The organism is Brevundimonas sp. SL130, from assembly GCF_026625805.1.
In the GTDB taxonomy this organism is placed as follows: domain Bacteria; phylum Pseudomonadota; class Alphaproteobacteria; order Caulobacterales; family Caulobacteraceae; genus Brevundimonas.
Window position 1 is genome coordinate 851,865 of record NZ_CP113064.1, and the last position, 21,170, is coordinate 873,034.

The 21,170-nt window shown below is 66.6% G+C and carries 16 protein-coding genes; 6 read left to right on the forward strand and 10 right to left on the reverse strand.

What is annotated here, in order from left to right:
* Nucleotides 1–6 precede the first annotated feature (6 nt).
* From OU998_RS04270 to OU998_RS04310, 9 genes are all read right to left on the reverse strand, one after another.
* The gene (locus tag OU998_RS04270; RefSeq protein WP_267515603.1) at nucleotides 7–291 is read right to left on the reverse strand and encodes a GIY-YIG nuclease family protein; all 285 of its coding nucleotides are present in this window, start codon (nucleotides 289–291) and stop codon (nucleotides 7–9) included.
* 239 nt (nucleotides 292–530) lie between these two features.
* A complete protein-coding gene (locus tag OU998_RS04275) occupies nucleotides 531–1,694 on the reverse strand; it encodes an acyl-CoA dehydrogenase family protein (protein WP_267515604.1) in 1,164 nt (387 codons plus the stop codon).
* A gap of 308 nt (nucleotides 1,695–2,002) precedes the next feature.
* Complete coding sequence (locus OU998_RS04280; RefSeq protein ID WP_267513802.1) at nucleotides 2,003–2,965, reverse strand: IS5 family transposase; 963 nt, start codon at nucleotides 2,963–2,965, stop codon at nucleotides 2,003–2,005.
* Between the two features lie 76 nt (nucleotides 2,966–3,041).
* On the reverse strand, nucleotides 3,042–4,826 hold the full coding sequence (locus OU998_RS04285) for an acyl-CoA dehydrogenase C-terminal domain-containing protein (protein ID WP_267515605.1): 1,785 nt from the start codon (nucleotides 4,824–4,826) through the stop codon (nucleotides 3,042–3,044).
* 5 nt (nucleotides 4,827–4,831) lie between these two features.
* Nucleotides 4,832–5,314, reverse strand: a complete 483-nt coding sequence (locus OU998_RS04290; protein ID WP_267515606.1) for a MerR family transcriptional regulator — start codon at nucleotides 5,312–5,314, stop codon at nucleotides 4,832–4,834.
* A 225-nt stretch (nucleotides 5,315–5,539) separates the two neighbouring features.
* Nucleotides 5,540–5,956, reverse strand: coding sequence for a DoxX family protein (locus OU998_RS04295; protein WP_267515607.1), 417 nt, complete (start codon nucleotides 5,954–5,956; stop codon nucleotides 5,540–5,542).
* 202 nt (nucleotides 5,957–6,158) lie between these two features.
* Entirely contained in the window at nucleotides 6,159–6,380 is a 222-nt protein-coding gene (locus OU998_RS04300; protein ID WP_267515608.1) for a helix-turn-helix domain-containing protein, read from the reverse strand.
* 8 nt (nucleotides 6,381–6,388) lie between these two features.
* Complete coding sequence (locus OU998_RS04305) at nucleotides 6,389–6,916, reverse strand: DUF2975 domain-containing protein (protein ID WP_267515609.1); 528 nt, start codon at nucleotides 6,914–6,916, stop codon at nucleotides 6,389–6,391.
* A 119-nt stretch (nucleotides 6,917–7,035) separates the two neighbouring features.
* Nucleotides 7,036–8,496, reverse strand: a complete 1,461-nt coding sequence (locus tag OU998_RS04310) for a protein adenylyltransferase SelO (protein WP_267516707.1) — start codon at nucleotides 8,494–8,496, stop codon at nucleotides 7,036–7,038.
* A 214-nt stretch (nucleotides 8,497–8,710) separates the two neighbouring features.
* Here OU998_RS04310 and nhaA point away from each other — a divergent pair, with 214 nt between their 5' ends.
* From nhaA to OU998_RS04325, 3 genes are all read left to right on the forward strand, one after another.
* Complete coding sequence (gene nhaA / locus OU998_RS04315; RefSeq protein WP_267515610.1) at nucleotides 8,711–9,919, forward strand: Na+/H+ antiporter NhaA; 1,209 nt, start codon at nucleotides 8,711–8,713, stop codon at nucleotides 9,917–9,919.
* Between the two features lie 261 nt (nucleotides 9,920–10,180).
* Entirely contained in the window at nucleotides 10,181–12,829 is a 2,649-nt protein-coding gene (locus tag OU998_RS04320; RefSeq protein WP_267515611.1) for a TonB-dependent receptor, read from the forward strand.
* A 288-nt stretch (nucleotides 12,830–13,117) separates the two neighbouring features.
* Nucleotides 13,118–14,392, forward strand: coding sequence for a sugar MFS transporter (locus OU998_RS04325; RefSeq protein WP_267515612.1), 1,275 nt, complete (start codon nucleotides 13,118–13,120; stop codon nucleotides 14,390–14,392).
* 68 nt (nucleotides 14,393–14,460) lie between these two features.
* On the opposite strand, the gene OU998_RS04330 is transcribed toward OU998_RS04325, so the two are convergent.
* The gene (locus tag OU998_RS04330) at nucleotides 14,461–15,030 is read right to left on the reverse strand and encodes a TetR/AcrR family transcriptional regulator (protein ID WP_267515613.1); all 570 of its coding nucleotides are present in this window, start codon (nucleotides 15,028–15,030) and stop codon (nucleotides 14,461–14,463) included.
* Between the two features lie 170 nt (nucleotides 15,031–15,200).
* On the opposite strand from OU998_RS04330, the gene OU998_RS04335 reads away from it, so the two are divergent.
* Genes OU998_RS04335 through OU998_RS04345 form a run of 3 tightly spaced genes read left to right on the forward strand, consistent with a single transcriptional unit; the run spans nucleotide 15,201 to nucleotide 21,118 of the window.
* Nucleotides 15,201–16,409 (forward strand): efflux RND transporter periplasmic adaptor subunit, encoded by a 1,209-nt coding sequence (locus OU998_RS04335; protein WP_267515614.1) that lies wholly within the window; start codon nucleotides 15,201–15,203, stop codon nucleotides 16,407–16,409.
* A gap of 3 nt (nucleotides 16,410–16,412) precedes the next feature.
* Complete coding sequence (locus OU998_RS04340) at nucleotides 16,413–19,685, forward strand: efflux RND transporter permease subunit (protein WP_267515615.1); 3,273 nt, start codon at nucleotides 16,413–16,415, stop codon at nucleotides 19,683–19,685.
* Nucleotides 19,685–21,118, forward strand: coding sequence for an efflux transporter outer membrane subunit (locus OU998_RS04345; RefSeq protein ID WP_267515616.1), 1,434 nt, complete (start codon nucleotides 19,685–19,687; stop codon nucleotides 21,116–21,118). The genes OU998_RS04340 and OU998_RS04345 overlap by 1 nt, the downstream gene beginning before the upstream one ends.
* Nucleotides 21,119–21,170: the final 52 nt, after the last annotated feature.

Here is a 21,170-nt window from a genome sequence, read left to right on the forward strand (position 1 = left end):
AGAGCCTCAGAACAGGTCATCGAATAGATCACGCCAGCCTGGATTCGATTTCTCGATCAGCTCCAGCTTCCAGACGCGGTTCCATTTCTTGATCCGGCGCTCGCGCACGAACGCCGCGTGGCGTGTCGGATGCGCTTCGAACCAGACCAAGTTGGCGCAGCCATACTTGGCGGAAAAGCCTTTGAACAGTTTGTCCCGATGCTGGGCGGTGCGGAGGATGATGTCCTCGGTCGAGCCGGTGTAGAGGGTTCCGTTGCGGCGGCTGGCGACGATGTAGGTGAAGAAGGCCAACGGCGTGCGTCCCGAAAGCACTGGGTCCCCGCTTTCGCGGGGATGAGCGGAAGGAGGGTGTCAGCTATCGTCAGCCTGGGCCGAGGCTAGGGCCTTTGCGGCCTTGCGCTCACCTTTCCAGAAGGCGCGCTTGGCCCATCGAAGGTGTTTCCACCATTCGTTCTGAGGCGTGAGAATGTCCTTCTTTACGGTTGCCATGCCACAACCATAAATCATTGTTCGCCGTGTGTCGCCTGCCTTTACAGCGTCCGCGCGATCAAGAGCTTCATGATCTCGTTGGTGCCGCCGTAGATGCGCTGCACCCGCGCGTCCTTGTACAGCTGGGCGATGGCGTACTCGTTCATATAGCCATAGCCGCCGTGCAGTTGCAGCATCTCGTCGATGGTCTCGCCCTGGATGTCGGTGACCCAGTATTTGGCCATGGAGGCGGTGGCGGCGTCGAGCTGGCCCTTCAGGTGCAGGCCGATGCAATGGTCGACGAAGACCTTGGCGACGGTCAGTTTCGTCTTCACCTCGGCCAGCTTGAACTGGGTGTTCTGGAAGTCGATGACCCGCTTGCCGAAGGCCTTGCGCTCCTTGACGTAGGCGAGCGTCGCCTCCAGGCCGCGCTCGGCGGCGGCGACGCCCTGGACGGCGATGTTCAGCCGTTCTTGCGGCAGTTGCTGCATCAACTGGACAAAGCCCTGGCCCTCGCCCCCGCCGATGATGTTGTCGCCGGGGACCTTCACCTCATTGAAGAACAGCTCGGAGGTGTCGTTCCCCTCCATGCCGATCTTGTGCAGGTTCCGGCCGCGTTCGAAACCTTCCGCCCCGTCCGTCTCGACCACGATCAGCGACGTGCCCTTGGCGCCCTCGGCCGGGTCGGTCTTGGCGACCACGATGATGAAGTTGGCCAGTTGGCCGTTGGTGATGAAGGTCTTGGAGCCGTTGACGACATAGCCGTTGCCGGACTTGACCGCCGTGGTCTTGACCCCTTGCAGATCTGAGCCCGCGCCCGGTTCGGTCATGGCGATGGCGCCGACCAGTTCGCCGGACTGGAGACGCGGCAGCCAGCGCGCCTTCTGCTCCGGCGTGCCGTAATGCCAGATGTAGGGGGCGACGATGGCGTTGTGCAGCGAAATGCCGAAATGGTCCGCGCCCTTCCAGCCCAGCTGTCGCATCAGCACCACCTCGTGCCGATAGTCGCCGCCCATGCCGCCGTCTTCCTCAGGCATGGACAGGCCCAGCAGGCCGTCGGCCCCGGCCTGGCTCCACAGGTCGCGGGGCACGCTCGAGTTGGCGATCCAGGACTGGACCTTCTCGGGCGGCGCGTGCTCGTCGATCCATTTGCCGACGCTGTCGGAGAAGAGGGTGATCTCCTCTTCGCGCATGAAATCGGGGTCGGGGCTGCCCAGCACGTTCATCGGTTAACTCCGCTTTTCGAGACCCTCTCCCAGAGGGAGAGGGCTTGAGCGCACGGCGGCGATAGCCGTCGTCCTTGCGCGAAAGGGTGAGGGGTTCCTGCGAGAGTCGGTGAGAGGCTAACCCCTCACCCTTTCGGCTTGCGGATCGCTGCGCTCTCCGAGCCTCAAGCCCTCTCCCTCTGGAGACCTTTGCGTAAGCCTGTTGTTGGCCGGGGCTCTTGATAGGCGTGGCGCTGAGGATGTGTTTGGGGGCTGGATCGGAGGGGTGCGGTTGGTTTTAGGCGGGCGTCTCGCCGATCTGATGGGCTTCAGGCCAGCAGCATCGCCGCCTTCCTGAGATTGAAGGCTATGCACAGCAGTCTGAGCTGGAGGCGGTTGGCCTCCAGGCCTCGGTATCGGACCCGGCGATAGCCGTAACTGCGCTTCAGGGTTCCGAACACGCGCTCGACGGCGGCGCGGACAGGACCGATCAGCCGGTTGCGAACCGCCTGCCAGTGGGGGAGTCCGTCCTGATGCTTGTGGCTGCGGTGCAGGATGCGATCCTTGATCCCGGCGGCCTTGAGCCGACGTCGGCGACCCTTGTGCTCATAGGCCCGATCGCCATAGACGGCCCGCTCGTCGCCGCAGATCAACCGATCCGCCGTCTCGCTGTCGCTGACCTTCGCCGAGGTCAGTTCAGCGCGCCGGATCAGCCCCGACCCCTGATCGACGCCCATATGAGCCTTGTAGCCATAGTGAGACCGACCGTTCTTCATGGTCCAGTCCGCGTCCGGATCGGTTGTCCCACGTCGGCCCAGGCCTGCCTCGCGCGACGGCCGAGCCACCGCAGCCTCCACCAGGGTCGCGTCCATCAGCGTCCCCGACCTGACCACTAGGCCCCGCGCCTCCAACTGGCGACCGATCTCCTGAAACAGCGCCCCGTCCAGACCCCGGTCACGCAAGGCCTTGCGGAACCGGCTGATCACCGAATGGTCCGGCGCCCCCTCGTCCAGACCCAGGCCTACAAACCGACGAAAGCTGAGGCGGTCTCCCAGAGCCTCTTCGAGCCCCGGGTCCGACAGTCCGTACCACTGCTGTAATAGCAAGGCCTTCACCATCGTCAGAGGCGGCCAAGACGGTCGACCCGACCGGGCCGAATAAACCTCCGACACCAACCGCTCCACCGCCGTCCAGTCGAACACCGAGCCAATCCGCTCAAGCTGCTCGTTGCGACCCAAACTCGGCGAAAGCCAGGCTTCGCTCAGGTGACCCTGTCCGCTTGACCGATGCATGAGCCGTCTCCTTCTCAAAGGAGTGAATCACCGAACCGCAGTTATGCAAAGGTCTCCGACGGGAGAGGGTGGCTCCTCAGAACGCCTCGGCCGGCATGGCCATCAGCACGTCTGCGCCGGTCTTCATCTTCGCCAGGTGCGCGCCGGCGTCGGGCAGGATGCGCTCGACGAAGTAGCGGCCGGTCTGGAGCTTGGTGGCGTAGTAGGGGTCGGTCGAGCCGGCCTCGACCTGGGCCTGGGCGACCTTGGCCATCTGGGCCCACATATAGGCCAGAGCCGTCAGGCCGAAGACGTTCAGATAGTCGGTCGAGGCGGCGCCGGCGTTGTCCGGATTGGCCATACCGTTCTGCATCAGCCACATTGTGCCTTCCTGCAGCTTCTTCTTGGCCTCGGCCAGGCCGTCGACGAAGGGCTTGATGGCCTCGTTCGATCCGTTCTCGGCCACGAAGGCGTCGATCTCGCCGAACCAGGTCATGATGGCCCGGCCGCCGTTGGCGGGCAGCTTGCGGCCGACCAGGTCCAGGGCCTGGATGCCGTTGGCGCCTTCGTAGATCATGGTGATGCGGGCATCGCGCAGATACTGCGAGGCCGGGAAGTGTTCGGTATAGCCCGAACCGCCGTGCACCTGCATGGCCAGCGACGCGACATGGAAGCCCTTGTCGGTCAGATAGGCCTTCAGGACGGGGGTCAGCAGGCCCATGTAATCCTTGGCCTTGGTCGCCACCGCCTCGTCTTCCGACTTCTCCAGATCGGCGTGCAGGGCGGTCCACAGGATGAAGGCCTGGCCGCCTTCGACGAAGGCGCGGGCCTCCAGCAGCATGCGGCGCACGTCGGGGTGGACGATGATCGGGTCGGCGGGGCCTTCCGGGTTCTTGGGTCCGGTCAGGCTGCGGCCTTGCAGGCGGTCCTTGGCGAACTCGGCGGCGGCCTGATAGGCGGCCGTGCCGATGGCCAGGCCTTGCAGGCCGGTGCCCAGGCGGGCCTCGTTCATGACCACGAACATATTGTTCATGCCACGGCCTTCTTCGCCCAGCAGCCAGCCCTTGGCGCCGTCATATTGCATGACGCAGGTGGCGTTGCCGTGGATGCCCATCTTGTGCTCGAGCCCGGCGCATTCGAGGCTGTTGCGCTCGCCCAGCGAGCCGTCCTCGTTGACCAGATATTTGGGCACGACGAACAGGGACAGGCCCTTGATGCCCGGAACCGCGCCTTCGATACGGGCCAGGACGGTGTGGATGATATTGTCCGAGAAGTCGTGCTCGCCCGCCGAGATCCAGATCTTCTGGCCGGTGATCGAGAAGCTGCCGTCGTCGTTGCGCACAGCCTTGGTGCGGACCATGCCCAGGTCCGTGCCGCACTGGGGCTCGGTCAGGTTCATCGTGCCGGACCATTCGCCCGACACCATCTTGGGCAGGTATTTGGCCTTGATCTCTTCCGAGGCGCTGGCCTTGATGCCGGCATAGGCCGAGGCCGTCAGGCCGGGATACATGGAGAAGGCCGCCGAGGCGCCGGTCGTCATCTGGCCGAAGGCCGAGGCGACGATGCTGGGCATGCCCTGGCCGCCATATTCCGGATCAGCAGCCAGCGCCATCCAGCCGGCTTCCGACATGGCCTTATAGGCTTCCTTCCACCCCTTTGGCCCGGTCACCACGCCGCCCTCGGACCAGTGGCAGCCTTCCTTGTCGCCGGGATTGTTGATCGGGGCGATGACTTCGTCGGCGAACTTGGCGCCTTCCTCCAGGATCTGGTTGACCAGGTCCGATGAGACGTCCTGGAAGCCGGGCTGGTTGGTGTAGCGATCGATTTCCAGCACTTCATTCAGGATGAAGGTGAAATCGCGGACGGGCGACTTGTAGGCCATGGGGGTCAGGCTCTCGCTTTGAAGGGGTGGTGGTGGTCGTGGTTGAGGCGCGCGCGCAGCAGCTTCTCATAGTCTTCGGCGCCGGGCAGCAGGTCGGGGCGGTGTTCGCCCAGCTTGGACTCCATCCAGGCGCAGGCGTCCTCCGCCGTCTGGATCGCGCCCTCGATGTCCTCCAGCTGCTGTTTCAGCGTCTCGATCTGGGCGCGGTGACGCCGCAGGGCCACCGCCATCTGGTGGACGTTGTGATCCTTGCGGTCATACAGGTCCAGCATCTCCTGGATTTCCTGCAAGGTGAAGCCGATGCGGCGGCCTCTCAGGATCAGTTTCAGCCGGGCGCGGTCGCGGGCGTCATAGACGCGCGTCTGACCCTTGCGGGCGGGCGTCAGCAAGCCCTTGTCCTCATAGAACCGGAGGGCGCGGGCCGTGGCGTCGAACTCGCGGCACAGCTGGCGGATGGAATAGGTGCGGTGATCGTCGGCGGTGGCCATGTGGGCACCATAACTTTACGTGCGCGTAAAGGAAAGGCTTTACGTGCGCGTAAGGGTAAGCTTCGCCGAGTGCGCTTCAGGCAAAGAAAAGCCCGGAGCCTTGGGGGGAAGGACTCCGGGCGCGACGGCCGGGGCACGAGGGGGGAGAGGGTCCCGGCGATCGATCTTGGTGCGGCCCTGTCGTGAAAGGGTTAGGGGCGCGAAAGGGTTTGGGCCGCGAAAGGCTCAGGCCGTGCGGCGGCCCAGGAACACCGACAGGGTGAAGCCCAGCAGGACCAGGTTGACGACCGCCAGGCCGATATCCTGGCTCAGGGCGTGGATGACCAGCATGATCGACTCCAGCACGACCAGTCCGGCGGAGGCGGTCAGAAGCAGGGGGCGGCCGACGCGCCAGGACACCAGGGGCGCCAGGACGCCGAGCGCCAGGACCAGCTCGACCATGCCCAGGCCGCGCACCATGTTCTCGGGCGCCATGGCGGGCCAGCCCATCAGGGTGATCAGATTGGTCATCGGCTCAGTCAGCTTGGCATAGCCGGCGGCGATGAAGAACATCGCGATCCAGCCCTGAAAGGTCCAGAGGGTGACGTTCTTGTACACGGCGCGCGTGCGGGACTGGGCGACGGGGAGGTGGGTGGTGGTCATCGGGGAGGGCCTGATTGGTAACAGTTGCGATATCGGATTGAGCGGCTCCGTTCGCAAGGGGGGATGTAGCGCCCCTTTTGCTGTTTGTCATCAGGCGATGACATCAATCGATGACATCAGTTGATGACTTTATGTTTCAAGGGGCGGCGCGATTGCCCCGATTCGCGCCGCTCCCGCAACGGCCGGGATGAAATCCTGCGGATCAGGCTTCGTCCGGCTGCGGCCCCGGCGTCTGGACGATCAGGTCGCCGGGCTGGCAGTCCAGCTCTCGGCACAGGGCGTCCAGGGTCGAAAAGCGGACGGCGCGGGCCTTGCCGGTCTTCAGGATGGACAGATTGGCCAGGGTCAGGCCGACACGGTCGGACAGTTCGGTCAGGGACATGCGGCGCTCGAGCAGCAACCGGTCCAGCTGGATCATGATCATGGCGCGCCTCAGACCGTTGTCAGCTGTTCGTCGCGCATGGCCGCCCCCTGGCGGAACACCTCGGCCAGGATGAAGACCACCAGTATGCCCAGCCAGGATCCGAGGTCGAACTTGTAGTCGATCGCGGACTGGCCGATGGCCTGGGGCGCGACGAAGACCAGCATCAGGGCTGTCAGCTGGATGCCCAGCAGGCCGAAGCCGACGGCCTGGAGCCGTTTGACATTGGCCAACTCGAAGGCGTCGCCTTGGTTCACCGACAGCAGGATCCGCCGCAGCCGGTTGATGATCCACCAGGTGAAGCCGCAGGCGAGGAACATGCCCAGAATGGTCAGGCGTTCGGGCAGACCCAGAACAGTGGTCGTGTCGTTCGGCGCATCCTTCAATCCGTCTATGAGGCCGGCGGCGAAGTCGGGCGAGACCAGGCTGAACAACAGCGCGCCGGCCGAAGCCACGGCCGCCAGCATGACGAACACATTCATAAAGCCCAGCAGCCACCGCAGCGCGCTGGCGGCCGAATATTTGCCTACGAGTTTCATCCGATAGCCCTCCATCTGGGTCGCCCTCCGCGACGCCTTAGTGACTATCGATATGGTCTTATCGATAAACGGGCAAGGTCATTATCGATAAACGAGATGAAGCTTTCGTAAGGTTCGGCTCAGGCGATGAAACCCCAGGCCGTGCGGGCGGCTTCCAGCCGGGCCAGCTTGGCGTAGAAGGGCGCCCAGTCGTCGCCGGCGTCGATGGCGGCCCAGATCGCCTCCACCTCGTCGATCAGCATCTCCTCGGGCTCGCGGGCGGCGAACATCGGGTGTTCCAGACGTTCGATCCGGTCCGGCTCGTGCTCCATCAGGGCGAAGCGGAAGGCGTCGAAGGCTTCGCCCTGGTACAGTTTGGCGCGCGGCCCCGACAGGGCGCGGGCCGAGGAGGCGAAGCCGCCGAACCAGTCGAAGAACAGCGGCTCCCACCGCAGGGCCTCACCGCCTTCGCGCAGCAGGGCCAGGGTCGCATCGACCAGTCTCTGGTCCGCCGCCTCGCCCAGGCTCAGCACGCCCAGCCGCATCAGGAAGGCCGCGCGCAGTTCGCGGATATAGGCGGGGCCGAAACTGTTCAGGGCGTCGGTCAGGGGCTCGGCCTCGGCGACCAGTTTCAGACAGCCGGCCAACTGGGTCAGGTTCCAGAACACCGCCTCGGGCTGGCGCGCAAAGGCGTAGAGGCCGTTCTGGTCGAAATAGGCGGCGGTGAAGGCCGGGTCGTATTCGGGCAGGAAGCGCCAGGGGCCATAGTCGAAACTCTCGCCCGTGACGTTCAGATTGTCGGTGTTCAGCACCCCGTGAACAAAGCCCGCCGCAATCCAGCGCGCCGTCAGTTTCGCCGAGACCTCGACGATGGCGCGCAGCAGGCCGGGCGCGTCCCCGGCGGCGACCGTCGGGTGATACAGGCTGCGGACGTGTTCGATCAGCGCCTCGATCTGATCCACGCGGCCCAGATAGGCCGCGCGTTGGAAGGTCCCGAACCGGATGTGGCTGTGCGACAGGCGAACCAGCACGGCCGAACGGGTCGGCGACGGCTCGTCTCCGCGCTCCAGCGCCTCGCCGGTTTCGATCAGGGAGAAGGCGCGGCTGGTGGGCACGCCCTGGGCTTCCAGCATGGACGCCGCCAGCACCTCCCGCACCCCGCCCTTCAGCGTCAGCCGCCCGTCGCCGCTGCGCGACCAGGGCGTCGTGCCGGACCCCTTGGTGCCCAAATCAAGCAACCGGCCTGAGGGCTGTCCTTGCCTATCGCCGCGCTCGCGGAGCGCGGCTGCTTGAGGCGTTTCGCGCATCTGCGCCGCCAGAAAACCCCGCCCGTCGCCCAGGTCAGGATTGTAATGGCGAAACTGGTGGCCGTGATAGCGCATGGCCAGCGGGCCGGGCTGACCCGGCAGGGGCGCGAACCGGCCGAAGGCGGCGATCCATTCGGCGTCGCTCAGGCTTTCCAGACCGACTTCGGCCGCCGCACGATCATTGCGGAACCGTAGCAGCGTCTGTGGGAATTCCGCTGCGGCGACGGCGTCGGCGAAGTCCGGTCCCAGATCGAAGACGCGCGGTTCGGGGCGGTAGGCGGGGGAGGGGGGCATGGGGGCTAGGTGCGACGGCCGCCTCTGTTGCGCAAGCCGCATATGGTCCCGGTTTTGGTTGAACCTCTCGCCCACCCCCGTATTATCCACCTTAGCCATCAGGTCGCTCCGTGCGGCCAGGCCGGCGTCGCCTCCCAGAGAGATGACGAATCCGGTCCGACGCCCGTCGATAACCTGGCGTCACGACAGCTCATCCTTTTGATCGGAGGCCGCCGTGGCGCGCAAATTTACTCTCGACTTCCTCAAGACCGAGGCCGCATCCGGCTCGGCCCTGGCCCTGGCGGCCATCGCCGCCGTCATCGTCGCCAACTCGCCTTGGTCGGCGGACTATTTCGCCTGGCTGAAGAGCGAGCACGTGCTTCAGCTCGGCCCGATTCGGCTGGAGGAGACGATCTCCGACTGGATCAAGGAAGGCCTGATGGCGATCTTCTTCCTCGTCGTGGGGCTGGAGATCAAATACGAGATCGTGCGCGGCGAGCTCAGTGATCCGCGCAAGCTGACGACCCCGGTGCTGGCGGCTCTGGGCGGCATGGCTGGGCCTGCGGCTGTCTATCTGCTGCTGTCGGGGACCATGGGGGCGCCGCACGCCGGCTGGCCCATTCCCCTGGCCACCGACATCGCCTTCGCCCTGGCCATCTTCGGTTTCGTCGGCAAGGGACTGCCGTCGTCGCTGCGGGTCTTCCTGCTGACCCTGGCCATCGTCGACGACCTGGGCGCCATCGCCCTGATCGCGGTGCTGTTCAGCGAGGGCGCCAACTGGACGCCGCTGTTCTGGGCGCTAGGCCTGATCGTCGTCGGGGGCCTGGCTGCGCGCCTGGTTCGCGTCCCGACGCCCTTCTGGGTGATCGGTTTCGCGGCCGTCTGGTATCTGACGGTTCTGTCGGGGCTCAGCACCTCCCTGACCGCCGTGGCCTTCGCCATGATCGTGCCGATCAAGGCCCGCAAGGAGGACCGCCAGAGCCCGCTGAAGGAGGCGATCCACGACCTGCATCCGTGGAACGCCTATCTGGTCCTGCCGCTGTTCGCCTTCGCCAAGGCCGGGGTCTCCTTCGCCGGTCTGACGATGGAGCAGGCGTTCGCGCCCCTGGTCATCGCCATCGCCCTGGGCCTGTTCTTCGGCAAGCAGATCGGCGTCTTCGGCGCCGCCTGGCTGGCTTCGGCGCTCAAGATCGGCGCCCGCCCGACCGACGCCAGCTGGCTTCAGGTCTATGGCGTTTCTCTGCTGTGCGGCGTGGGTTTCACCATGAGCCTGTTCATCGGCGTCCTGGCCTTCCCCGGCGCCGTGGATTCGCCCGAACAGATCGAGGTCAAGCTGGGCGTCATCGGCGGCTCGATTCTGTCCGCTGTCGCGGCGGCGATCGTTCTGGGGTTTGCCGGACCAGGCAAGGCTCGGTCTGCGCACGGTGTCGTCGGGGGCGAATAGCCCCCGATATCGGGTCGGAGCAGGCAATCTCCGTGTAATTACTGACGTTACGTCAGCATTTTATGTCTCATCCTTGTCACAGGAAGGTCCAACTGCGGCGAAAAATCGTCGCGGGTAACAACGCTCGCTTGTACGCCGAGGCGAAGCGGGCTTAGCCTCTGCCGTATTGAGCGCGTCTCCACGTAGAGGCGGGCCGAATGGGAACTAGGAAACGCTGCGGTCGCTCCGCGCGACCGGGCTTCAGAGCCGGGAGGACGCTTCGTGCGCCACACTAACCGCTATCTCAGGACCACCGTGTCCGCCGCCGTCGTCGGCGTCGCCGTCTTCGGCTTCGTCGGGGGCTTCGCCGGAATGGCCGCCGCCCAGGAAGCGCCGACCACCATCGACGACATCATCGTCACCGCCCAGAAACGCGAACAGAGCCTGCAGGACGTGCCGATCGTGGTCACGACCCTGTCGCAGGAAATCCTCGACGGCGCCGGGGTCCAGGACATCAAGGATCTGCAGATCCTGACGCCCGGCATGACCGTCACCTCGACCCAGTCCGAAGCCTCGACCACGGTCCGCATCCGCGGCGCCGGCACGGTCGGCGACAACCCCGGCCTGGAATCCTCGGTCGGCGTGGTGATCGACGGCGTCTATCGCTCGCGCAATTCGGTCGGCTTCGGCGATCTGGGCGAACTGAGCCGCATCGAGGTGCTGAAGGGCCCGCAGGGCACCCTGTTCGGCAAAAACACCTCCGCCGGTGTCATCAACATCATCACCGAACGCCCGTCGTTCAATCCGTCGGTCTCGGCCGAACTGACCGCCGGCAACTACGGCGCCATGGGCGGCTCGGTCTCGGCGACCGGCCCGCTCAGCGACATGATCGCCGGCCGCATCTTCGTGGCGCACCGCGAGCGTGACGGCTTCTACAACGTCAACCTCGGCGACGGCCCCCGCACCCTGACCGAGGACAATACCCAGGACTACTGGACCGGCCGCGGCCAGCTGCTGATCTTGCCCAGCGACGAGGTGTCGATCCGCCTGATCGCCGACTACACCAAGCGCGAGGAATACTGCTGCTCGGCGGTCCAGACCCGCGTCGGCCCGACCCAGGCCTTCATCGCCGCCCTGACCGCGCCGAACGGTTCCGGCCAGGCCGCGCCCGTCGCCGGCTTCGGCACGGTGCCCTTCAGCCGCACCGCCTATTCCAACCGCGAGACCCCTCAAGAGATCGAGGACATGGGCCTGTCGGCGGAAGCCACCATCGACCTGCCCAGCCTGAACGCCACCCTGACGTCCCAGACCTCGTGGCGCGACTGGTCGTTCCAGCAGGGGATGGACCTGGACTATACGGGCGCCGACATCCTCTATCGCGCCAACGACGGCTCGAACGGCTATGGCGTCGACAACCTGACCCAGGAATTCCGGCTGGCCGGCACGACCGACAAGTTCGACTGGCTGGTCGGCCTGTTCGCCACCAAGGAAGGCGTCTATCGCGACGACTCCTATTCCTATGGCGCGGATTACAACGGCTTCGCCTCCTTCCTGCTGACGGCGTCCCTGCCGGCTTCGGTCGGTGGCCCGAGCCCGAGCCGACTGGGCTGCTTCACCAATCCGCAGGGCTTCCTGGTCACCGCCGCCGCTCCCAACACGCCGCTTTGCGTCGTGGGCGCCGTGGCGCCCAGCGCGAGCGCGCCTCTGTTCTCGGCCGGCAAGGCCTATGAAGACCACTATTCCCAGAAGTCCGAGTCGGTCGCCGTCTTCACCAACAACACCTACCGTGTGACCGAGGCTTTCGACATCAATCTGGGCCTGCGCTACACCTATGACAGCAAGCGGCTGCTGGGCTTGCAGGACAATCTGGGGACCAATGGCGCGGCCTGCGGCGGCGCTCTGGCTAACCAGAGCTCGGCCAACCGCGCCGTGTCGCTGATCCCCGGAACCGTGAACGTCGGCACCCCGGCGGCCGCAGTGGGCCTGCTCTGCCTGCCCTGGTCGAACCCGCTCTACGACAATCGCCGGATCCAGGAGAAGTTCAGCGACACGGACATCAGCGGCACCATCAAGGCGTCGTACCGGATCAACCCGTCCATCATGGGCTATGTCTCCTACGCCCGCGGCTACAAGGGCGCCGGCTATAATATGGACCGGGTGCAGACGGGGGTGACGCCCGACGCCTCGCTGTTCTTCGACGCCGAGACGGTGGACAGCTACGAAGCCGGGGTGAAGACGACCCTGTTCGACCGCACCATGCTGTTGAACCTCACCTACTTCGATCAGAAGTTCGAGAACTTCCAGCTCAACACCTTCCTCGGCACCGCCTTCGTGGTGGAGTCGATCCCCGAACTGACCTCGCGCGGCGTCGACGCCGACATGGTCTGGTTCACCCCGGTCGAGGGCCTGTCGTTCCAGGGCGGCGTCACCTACACCGACGCCAAATACGGCGACTTCACCGCCGCCGACCTGTCGAACGCCGCGCGCTTCCCGCAACTGTCCCTGTTGCCGGGCGCCCGCGCCTCGTTCGCTCCGGAATGGTCGCTGACCGGCGCCCTGGCCTTCGACCGCTCGCTGGGCGGCGGCCTGCGCGGCGGCTTCAACCTGTCGGCCAAATATTCGACCGACTACAACACCGGTTCGGACCTGCTGCCGTACAAGGACCAAGAGGCCTTCACCGTCGTCAACGGCCGCATCACCATCGGTTCGGAAGACGAGCGCTGGACCGTCGACATCTGGGGCCAGAACCTGCTGCAGGAAGAATACACCCAGGTGGCCTTCGCCGCCCCGCTACAGGGCACGGCCTTCACCAATACGACGACGCCCCAGGCGAATGGCACCTACTATAATATCGCCACCGACACCGCGACCTACAACGCCTACCTGGGCGCGCCGCGCACCTGGGGCGCGACGCTGAAGGTCAAATACTGATCGTCCAGCCGCCCGGCCGTAAGGCCTAAAAGGTGGAACGACGAAGGGCCGACCGGGCGACCGGCCGGCCCTTTTTCTGTTCTTCGGATTGGCGAGTGTGGCGGGGGACGCCGAGAAACAGGCGCTTGCCAGCAGGAACACGAAGGCGGCGGCTCATGTCCTGCGCCAAAGTTTGGTTACAGTCGGCGTTTTTCCGCTGGACGGCGTGCGCCGGATGACCGAACCAAGGCGACCAGAACCGCGCGGGGAAAGCGCGGCCGTTCCTAGTTTCGTTCGCAAGGGGGAATCATGTCCGCTCCAGAGGCCACAAAGCGCCAGGGTACGACCCTGGCCTTCGCCTATGTCACCACGCTCTTCTTCGCCTGGGGGTTCGCCACCTCGCTGATCGATCCGCTGATCGCGGCGGTGAAGCGGGTGTTCGATCTGAACAACGCCGAGGCCTTTCTGACGGCTTCCGCCTGGTTCATCGCCTACGGGCTGATGTCCCTGCCGGCGGCGGCGGTGCTGGGGCGACTGGGCTATAGCCGTTCGATCATCGGCGCCCTGATCGTCATGGTGGCGGGCTGTCTGATCGTGCCGGCCGCCACGGCCGCCGACTGGTATCCCGGCGTGCTGATCGCCCTGTTCGTGATCGCCTCGGGCGTCACCCTGCTACAGGTCGCGGCCAATCCGCTGGTCGCCGAACTGGGCAGCCGCAAGGGCGCGTCCAGCCGCCTGAACCTGTCGCAAGCCTTCAACTCCCTGGGCACCACGGTCGGTCCGTGGCTGGGTTCGCACGTCCTGCTGACGGGGGGCGTCTTCGCCGCCGGCGCCGTGATCACGGCCGCGACGCGCAGCCAGTCGTTGCGCAGCATCGATATGGCCTTCCTGGGCATGGGCGCCTTCTTCGCCGTCGTCGCCTTCTTCATCTTCACCGCACGCAAGAAGATCAACGCCGCGGCCCCAGCGACGACCGAGGCGGTCTCGCCTCTGAAGGCCCTGTCCTCGCCCTGGGCGATCTTCGGCGCCCTGGCGATCTTCCTGTACGTCGGTTCGGAAGTGGCCATCGGCGGCATGCTGACCAACTTCCTGGAAAGCCCGGACATTCTGAACGCCCCCATCGAAACGGCGGGCAAGATGGTCGCCCTCTATTGGGGCGGCGCCATGGTCGGCCGGTTCATCGGCTCGTGGGTGCTGTCGCGGGTCTCGCCCGGCGTCGTCCTGGCTTGCTGCACCGTCGCCGCCGCCGCGCTCTGCCTGCTGGTCAGCCAGATCGGTGGACCGACGGCGGCCTATGCGGTCCTGTCCATCGGCCTGTTCAACTCGATCATGTTCCCGACTATCTTCACCCTGACGCTGGAGCGCTCGACCGCGCCGACCTCGGCGACCTCGGGCCTGCTGGTCTTCGGCATCATCGGCGGCGCGCTTCTGCCCCAGGTGGCGGCCCGTATCGCCGACGTCGCCGGCGCGCTTCAGCCGGCCTTCCTGGTGCCTATGGCGGGCTATATCGGCCTGACGGTCTTCGCCATCGCCTGCGTCCGCACCAAGGCCACGGCCGAGGTGACCACGACCGCCTCGCACTGAAGGCGGGTCATCGGACAAGACAAAGGGCGCGGAGGGCAACCTCCGCGCCCTTCTTCATGTCAGGGGGATCAGCCGTCGATCAGGGACTGAAGAATGGGCGCCAGTCGGTCGCGCATCTTCTCGCACTCGGCCTGTTCGATGTTGAAACTGCCGCCGCCCAGTTCGCGGCTGACCGACATGCCCATGATGAAGCCCGCCAGCAGCCGTGCCCTCACCGTGGCGTTCGGCCCGCTGAGCCAGTCTTCCAGAGGGCCGAAGAATCGTTGGGTGCAACTGGTCTGCACCATCTCCGACGCCTTGGCCGAACCGATGGAGCGCAGCATGATCGACATGCCCTTCAGCTTCTCGGCCTTCTTGGGCTCGAAGACGATCTCATGCGCCACGCGCCGGCCGAAATCGGCCTTTTCGCCGGACATCAGGGCGCTGCCGTCGCCGCAGCTGTCCAGCGCGGCCAGGAACAGGTCGTCCTTGGATCCGAAATAGCGGCTGATCAGGGCCGCATCGACGCCGACGTCCCGGGCGATGTCGCGCATGCCCACGTCGTCATAGCTCTCGGCCGCGAATCTTTCGCGTGCAGCGTCAAGGATGGCCGAGCGCGTTGCAGCGGCGTTCCTCGGGCGGGAGCCGGGACATAACAAGGGGACGAAACTCCACAGAACAATAACCGTAGATCACATATGGCTTTGTCAACGCCTGTTGACAAGCGTCACGACGCCCAGCATTAAGTCACCACGCGTTGACAAGGCCGACTCCCCATCGGCCTCGGTCCGCACGACAGGGATTTACCTCCGACAGGGAGATTGCGCAGATGCGCGGGCTGAAGATTGCGGCCGTGTCCGTCATGGTGACGGGTGCGCTATATGGTTGTTCCCCAAAGGCCGAAGGCCAGGCGCCCGGCGGCGCCCCGCCTGTGACAGTGGCCACGCCGCTGCGGCAGCAGGTGGTGGACTGGGACGAATTCACCGGTCGGTTCGAGGCGGTCGAGAGCGTGGACGTTCGCGCCCGCGTCGGCGGCTATGTCCAGGCCGTCCACTTCCGCGACGGTCAGATGGTCCAGAAGGGCCAGCTGCTGTTCACCCTGGACCCGCGTCCGGCCCAGGCCGCTCTGGCTCAGGCCCAGGCCCAGGTGGCGCAGATGCAGTCGCAGCTGACCCTGGCCCGCGCCAACCTGGCCCGCAGCGAGACCCTGCTGGCCTCGCAGGCGGTGTCCAAGGCCGAGTATGACGCCAACAAGGCCGCGGTCGATGCGGCCGTGGCCAATATCGCCGCCGCCAATGCGGCCGTGCGGACGGCTCAACTGGATCTTGAATACACCCGTGTCACGGCGCCGACCTCGGGCCGCGTCTCGGATCGTCGCGTCGATCCGGGCAATCTGGTCGCGGGCGGCTCCTCGGCCGGCGACATCCTGACCACCATCATCTCGGGCGGTCCGATCCACTTCGTCTTCGACGGGTCGGAAGCGGTCCTGCTGAAATATCTGCGCGACGGCGGCGCCGCCAACGGCGCCCCGGTCCGCATCCGCCTGCAAGATGAAAGCGGCTTCTCCCGCACCGGCCGCCTGGACTTCTCGGACAATGCGCTGGACACGTCTTCGGGCGTCATCCGCATGCGCGCCATCGTCCCGAACGGCGACGGCTTCCTGCGTCCCGGCCTGTTCGGCCGCGCCCAGGTCGCGGGCGCCGGCTCCTACGACGCCCTGCTGGTGCCCGACACCGCCATCGGCACGGATCAGTCGCGCCGCATCGTCTCGGTCGTCAACGCCGACGGGTCGGTCACGGCCAAGCCCGTCCAGCTGGGGCCGATCGTCCAGGGTCTGCGTGTGATCAAGTCGGGCCTGGCCCCGACCGACCGCGTGATCATCGCTGGTCTCCAGCGCGCCGCCCAGCCGGGCTCCAAGGTCACGCCCAAGAACGGCCGTATCGCCCCCGTCGCCGAACAGGCGTCGGACGCGCCGGTCACCCAGGCGGCGCCGGCTTCGACCGGTTCGTTCGCCAGCAGCTTCTCCACCGGCGACTAAGCCATGAACATATCCCGCTTCTTCATCGACCGGCCGATCTTCGCGGCCGTGATCTCGGTGGTGATCACCATCATCGGCGTCTTCGCCTATCCGCTGCTGCCCCTGTCGCAGTATCCGGAGATCGCGCCGCCGACGATCACCATCAACGCCACCTATCCCGGCGCCTCGGCCGAGACCCTGGCTGAAACCGTCGCCGCCCCCATCGAGCAGGAGGTGAACGGCGTCGAGGACATGCTGTACATCACCTCCTCGTCCACCTCGGACGGGGCGGTGGCCATCACCGTCACCTTCCAGCCCGGCACCGACCTCGACGCCGCCCAGGTGCTGGTCCAGAACCGCGTCTCCCTGGCTGAACCCCGTCTTCCCGACGCGGTCCGCCAGACCGGCGTCGTGGTCAACAAGGCCGAGAGCGGCTTCCTGATGGTGCTGGGTCTGACCTCGCCCGACGGCTCGCTCAGCAACGACTATGTCGGCAACTACGGCAACTCGACCCTGCGGGACCGCCTGCTGCGGCTCGAGGGCGTGGGCGCGGTCCAGGTCTTCGGCGGCGGCAACTATTCGATGCGGATCTGGATCGACCCGGCCAAGGCGGCCGAGCGCAACCTGACCGGCCCCGACATCGTCGCCGCCCTTCAGGCCCAGAACGTCCAGGCCGCCGCCGGCTCGATCGGTCAGCCCCCGTTCGCGAACAACGCCTCGGCCTTCCAACTGCCGATCCAGGTTCAGGGGCGTCTGACCGATCCCGACCAGTTCTCCAACGTCGTCCTCAAGACCGACAGCGAAGGCCGCGTCACCTATCTGCGCGACGTGGCGCGGATCGAACTGGGCGCCCAGGATTACGGCATCCGCGGCTTCTTCGACGGCGAGCGCGGCGTCGGTCTGGCCATTGTTCAGCAGCCGGGGGCCAACGCCCTGGGCACCGCGGAACGCGTCCTGGCCGAGGTCGAGGCCGTCCAGGCCGAACTGCCCGCCGGCATGAAGCTGTCCGTCCCCTATAACCCGACCGAATTCGTCGCCGCCTCGGTTGAGTCGGTTCAGCACACCCTGGTCGAGGCCGTCATCCTGGTCGTGATCGTGGTCATGATCTTCCTTCAGACCTGGCGCGCGGCCATCATTCCCATCGTGGCCATTCCGGTCGCCCTGGTCGGCACTTTCGCGGTGCAGCTGGCCCTGGGCTATTCGATCAACTCCCTGTCCCTGTTCGCCCTGGTCCTCGCCGTCGGCATCGTCGTCGATGACGCCATCGTCGTGGTCGAGAACGTGGAGCGGGCCATCAGCGAAGGCCTGTCTCCAAAGGAGGCCGCCTATCGATCGATGCAGGAGGTCTCCGGCGCCCTGATCGCCATCGGCCTGGTGCTGGTGTCGGTGTTCGTGCCCACCATGTTCGTGCCCGGCATTCCCGGCATCTTCTATCGCCAGTTCGCGGTGGTCATCGCCTCGGCCTCGGTCATCTCCCTGTTCGTGTCGCTGACCCTGTCGCCGGCCATGGCCGCCCTGCTGCTGAAGCCGCACAAGACGGACCACGAGAAGGCGCGCAAGCCGGGCGTCCTGGGCTCCGTCGTCTATTACGGCGGCTGGGCCGGGCGTAAGTTCAACGAGGGCTTCGACTGGCTGTCGGATCGCTACGGCCGTCTGACGGCGCGCCTGGTGCGCACCGTCGGCCTGGTCCTGATCATCTACGCCGGTCTGCTGGGCCTGACCGCCTGGCGTCTGGTCGACACGCCGTCGGGCTTTATTCCCGAGCAGGATCAGGGCTTCCTGATCGGCATCGTCCAACTGCCGGCCGGCGCCTCGCTGGATCGCACCGAAGCGATCATGCAACGCGCCAGCCAGATCATCCGCGACACCAAGGGCGTCGACGGCACCGTGGCCTTCGCCGGCCTCGACGGCGCCAGCTTCTCGTTCGGCTCCAACGCCGCCACCATCTTCGTGCGTCTCAGCCCCTTCGAGGACCGGACCAAGCAAGAGGCGGCCGCGGCCCTGGCCGGGGCCATCACCCAGGCCACGGGTTCGATTGAGGACGCGCAGATCTTCGTCATCGCCCCGCCGGCGGTCCAGGGTCTGGGCAACGGCAACGGCTTCAAGATGATGATCCAGGACACCTCGGGCGCCGGCTACCGCGCGCTGGAGGGGGCGACCTTCGCCATGATGGGCGCCGCCGCCCAGGCCCCGGATCAGGTCAGCCAGGTCTTCTCGACCTACAATACCGGCTCGCCGCGCATCGCCGCCGACGTGGATCGTGACAAGGCGCTGATGATGGGCGTTCAGCCCAGCGCGGTGTTCGACACGCTCGGCGTCTATCTGGGTTCGTCCTATGTCAACGACTTCAACCTGCTGGGCCGCACCTACCGGGTGACCGCCCAGGCCGAGCCCCAGTACCGCGACGACATCGCCGACATCGCCAATCTGAAGACCCGCTCGTCCAGCGGGGCCATGGTGCCGATCGGTTCGGTGGCCAACCTGGTCAATGACTCGGGTCCGTCGCGGATCGTCCGCTACAACCTGTTCCCCGCGTCCGAGCTTCAGGGCAATGCCGCCCTGGGCGTCTCCTCCGGCCAGGCGTTGCAGGTCATGGAGCAGATGGCGACCAGCACCCTGCCGCAAGGTTTCACCTACGAGTGGACTGAGCTGGCCTACCAGCAGAAGGCGGCCGGATCGGGCGCGACCATGATCTTCCTGATGGCCGTGGTCTTCGTCTTCCTGGTGCTGGCGGCCCAGTATGAAGCCTTCACGCTTCCGCTGGCGGTCATCCTGATCGTGCCCATGTGTCTGCTTGCGGCCATCATCGGCGTGAACCTGCGGGGTCTGGACAACAACATCCTGGTCCAGATCGGCCTGGTCGTTCTGATCGCGCTCGCGGCCAAGAACGCCATCCTGATCGTCGAGTTCGCCAAACAGGCGGAAGAGGAAGAGGGCATGAACCGCTTCGACGCGGCCGTGCACGCCGCCCGCAGCCGTCTGCGCCCGATCCTGATGACCTCCTTCGCCTTCATCCTCGGCGTCGTGCCGCTGATGCTGGCCACCGGCCCCGGCGCCGAAATGCGCCAGTCGCTGGGCACGGCGGTCTTCTCCGGCATGCTGGGGGTGACCTTCTTCGGCCTGATCTTCACGCCGGTCTTCTATGTCGTGACCCGTTGGCTGTCGTCCAAACTGCCGCAAGGCAAGACGCCGACGCCGAAGTCCGGCGGGGCCGAGAACGTCCGATACGATCAAACTTCCAGCCTGACCGATCCCGATGCGCCGGCTCCGGCCACCGGGCGGGGAGGGGACATCTGATGACCCGCACCAAGACCCTCAGCTTCCTGACCGCCGCAGCCGCCAGCGCCTTGCTCGCCGCCTGCGCGGTCGGGCCCCGGGCGCCCGCCGCCGACCTGCCTACAGCCGGGACGGGCGCCTTCATCGGCTCCGCCTCGACCACGGTCTCGACCGCTCCGGCCCGCGACGACTGGTGGCGCCTGTACGACGACCCGACCCTGGACGGCCTGATCCGTCAGGCCTTCGCCGAGAACAACGAGCTCGAGGCGGCCTTCGCCAACCTGCGCGCGGTTCGGGCGTCCCTGTCCGAGGCCCGCGTCGGCCGCTTCCCGACCACCACCGCCAGCGCCCAGGCCCAGCGCAGCCGCGCCTCGGCCGCCGCCTCCTCGGTTCTGGAGGCGGACGGCAAGGCGCCCGAGGTCGACACCTATGACGCCGGTCTGTCGGCCAGCTACGAGGTCGATCTGTTCGGCCGCGTGGAATCGACCATCCGCGCCGCCCGCGCCGACGCCCGCGCGGCCGAGGCGGCCCTGGCCACGGTCCAGGTCTCGGTCGCGGCCGAGACGACCCGCGCCTATGCCGACGCCTGCTCGGCCAACGCCCAGATCGCGGTGGCCGAACGGACGCTGGGGCTGCAACGCAACACCGCCAATCTGACCCAGACCCTGCTCGACGGCGGGGCGGGCACCGGTCTGGACGTGGCCGGCGCCCGCGCGGCCCTGGCCCAGACGGCGGCGACCCTGCCGACGCTGCGCGCGTCGCGCAACGAGGCCCTGTACCGGTTGGCGACCCTGACGGGCGTCACCCCGGCCGAGGCCAGCCAGGCCGCCGCCGCCTGCGTCCGGCCGCCGCAACTCAGCCGGCCGATCCCGGTCGGCGACGGCGCCGCCCTGCTGGCGCGTCGTCCCGACGTGCGTCAGGCCGAGGCCAATCTGGCCGCCGCCGCCGCCCGCGTGAACGTGGCGACGGCCAATCTGTACCCGCAGATCAGCCTGGGCGGCTCCATCGGCTCCACCGCCCTGGACACCAGCGAACTGGGCGATGACCAGAACTACCGCTTCAGCTTCGGTCCGCTGATCAGCTGGTCCTTCCCCAACGTCTTCGCCGCCCGCGCCCAGATCAAGGCCGCCGACGCCCGCTCCGACGCGGCCCTGGCGACCTTCGATCAGACGGTTCTGACGGCCCTGCAAGAGACCGAAACGGCGCTCAGCAACTACGCCAACGAGCTGGACCGCCGTGCGGCCCTGACCGAGGCGCGGGATCAGGCCGCCCGCGCCGCCACCCTGTCGCGTCAGCGTTTCAACGCCGGCGCCGACAGCTTCCTCGTGGTGCTGGACGCCGAACGCACCCAGGCCGCCGCCGACGCCGCCCTGGCCCAGTCGGACGCCCTGGTCACCACCTACCAGATCGCCCTGTTCCGCGCCCTCGCCGGCGGCTGGCAGGCCGACAGCTGATCGAAGGCTCCGCTCCCTCGCGCAGGCGAGGGGCGGGGCGTTCATCCCACCT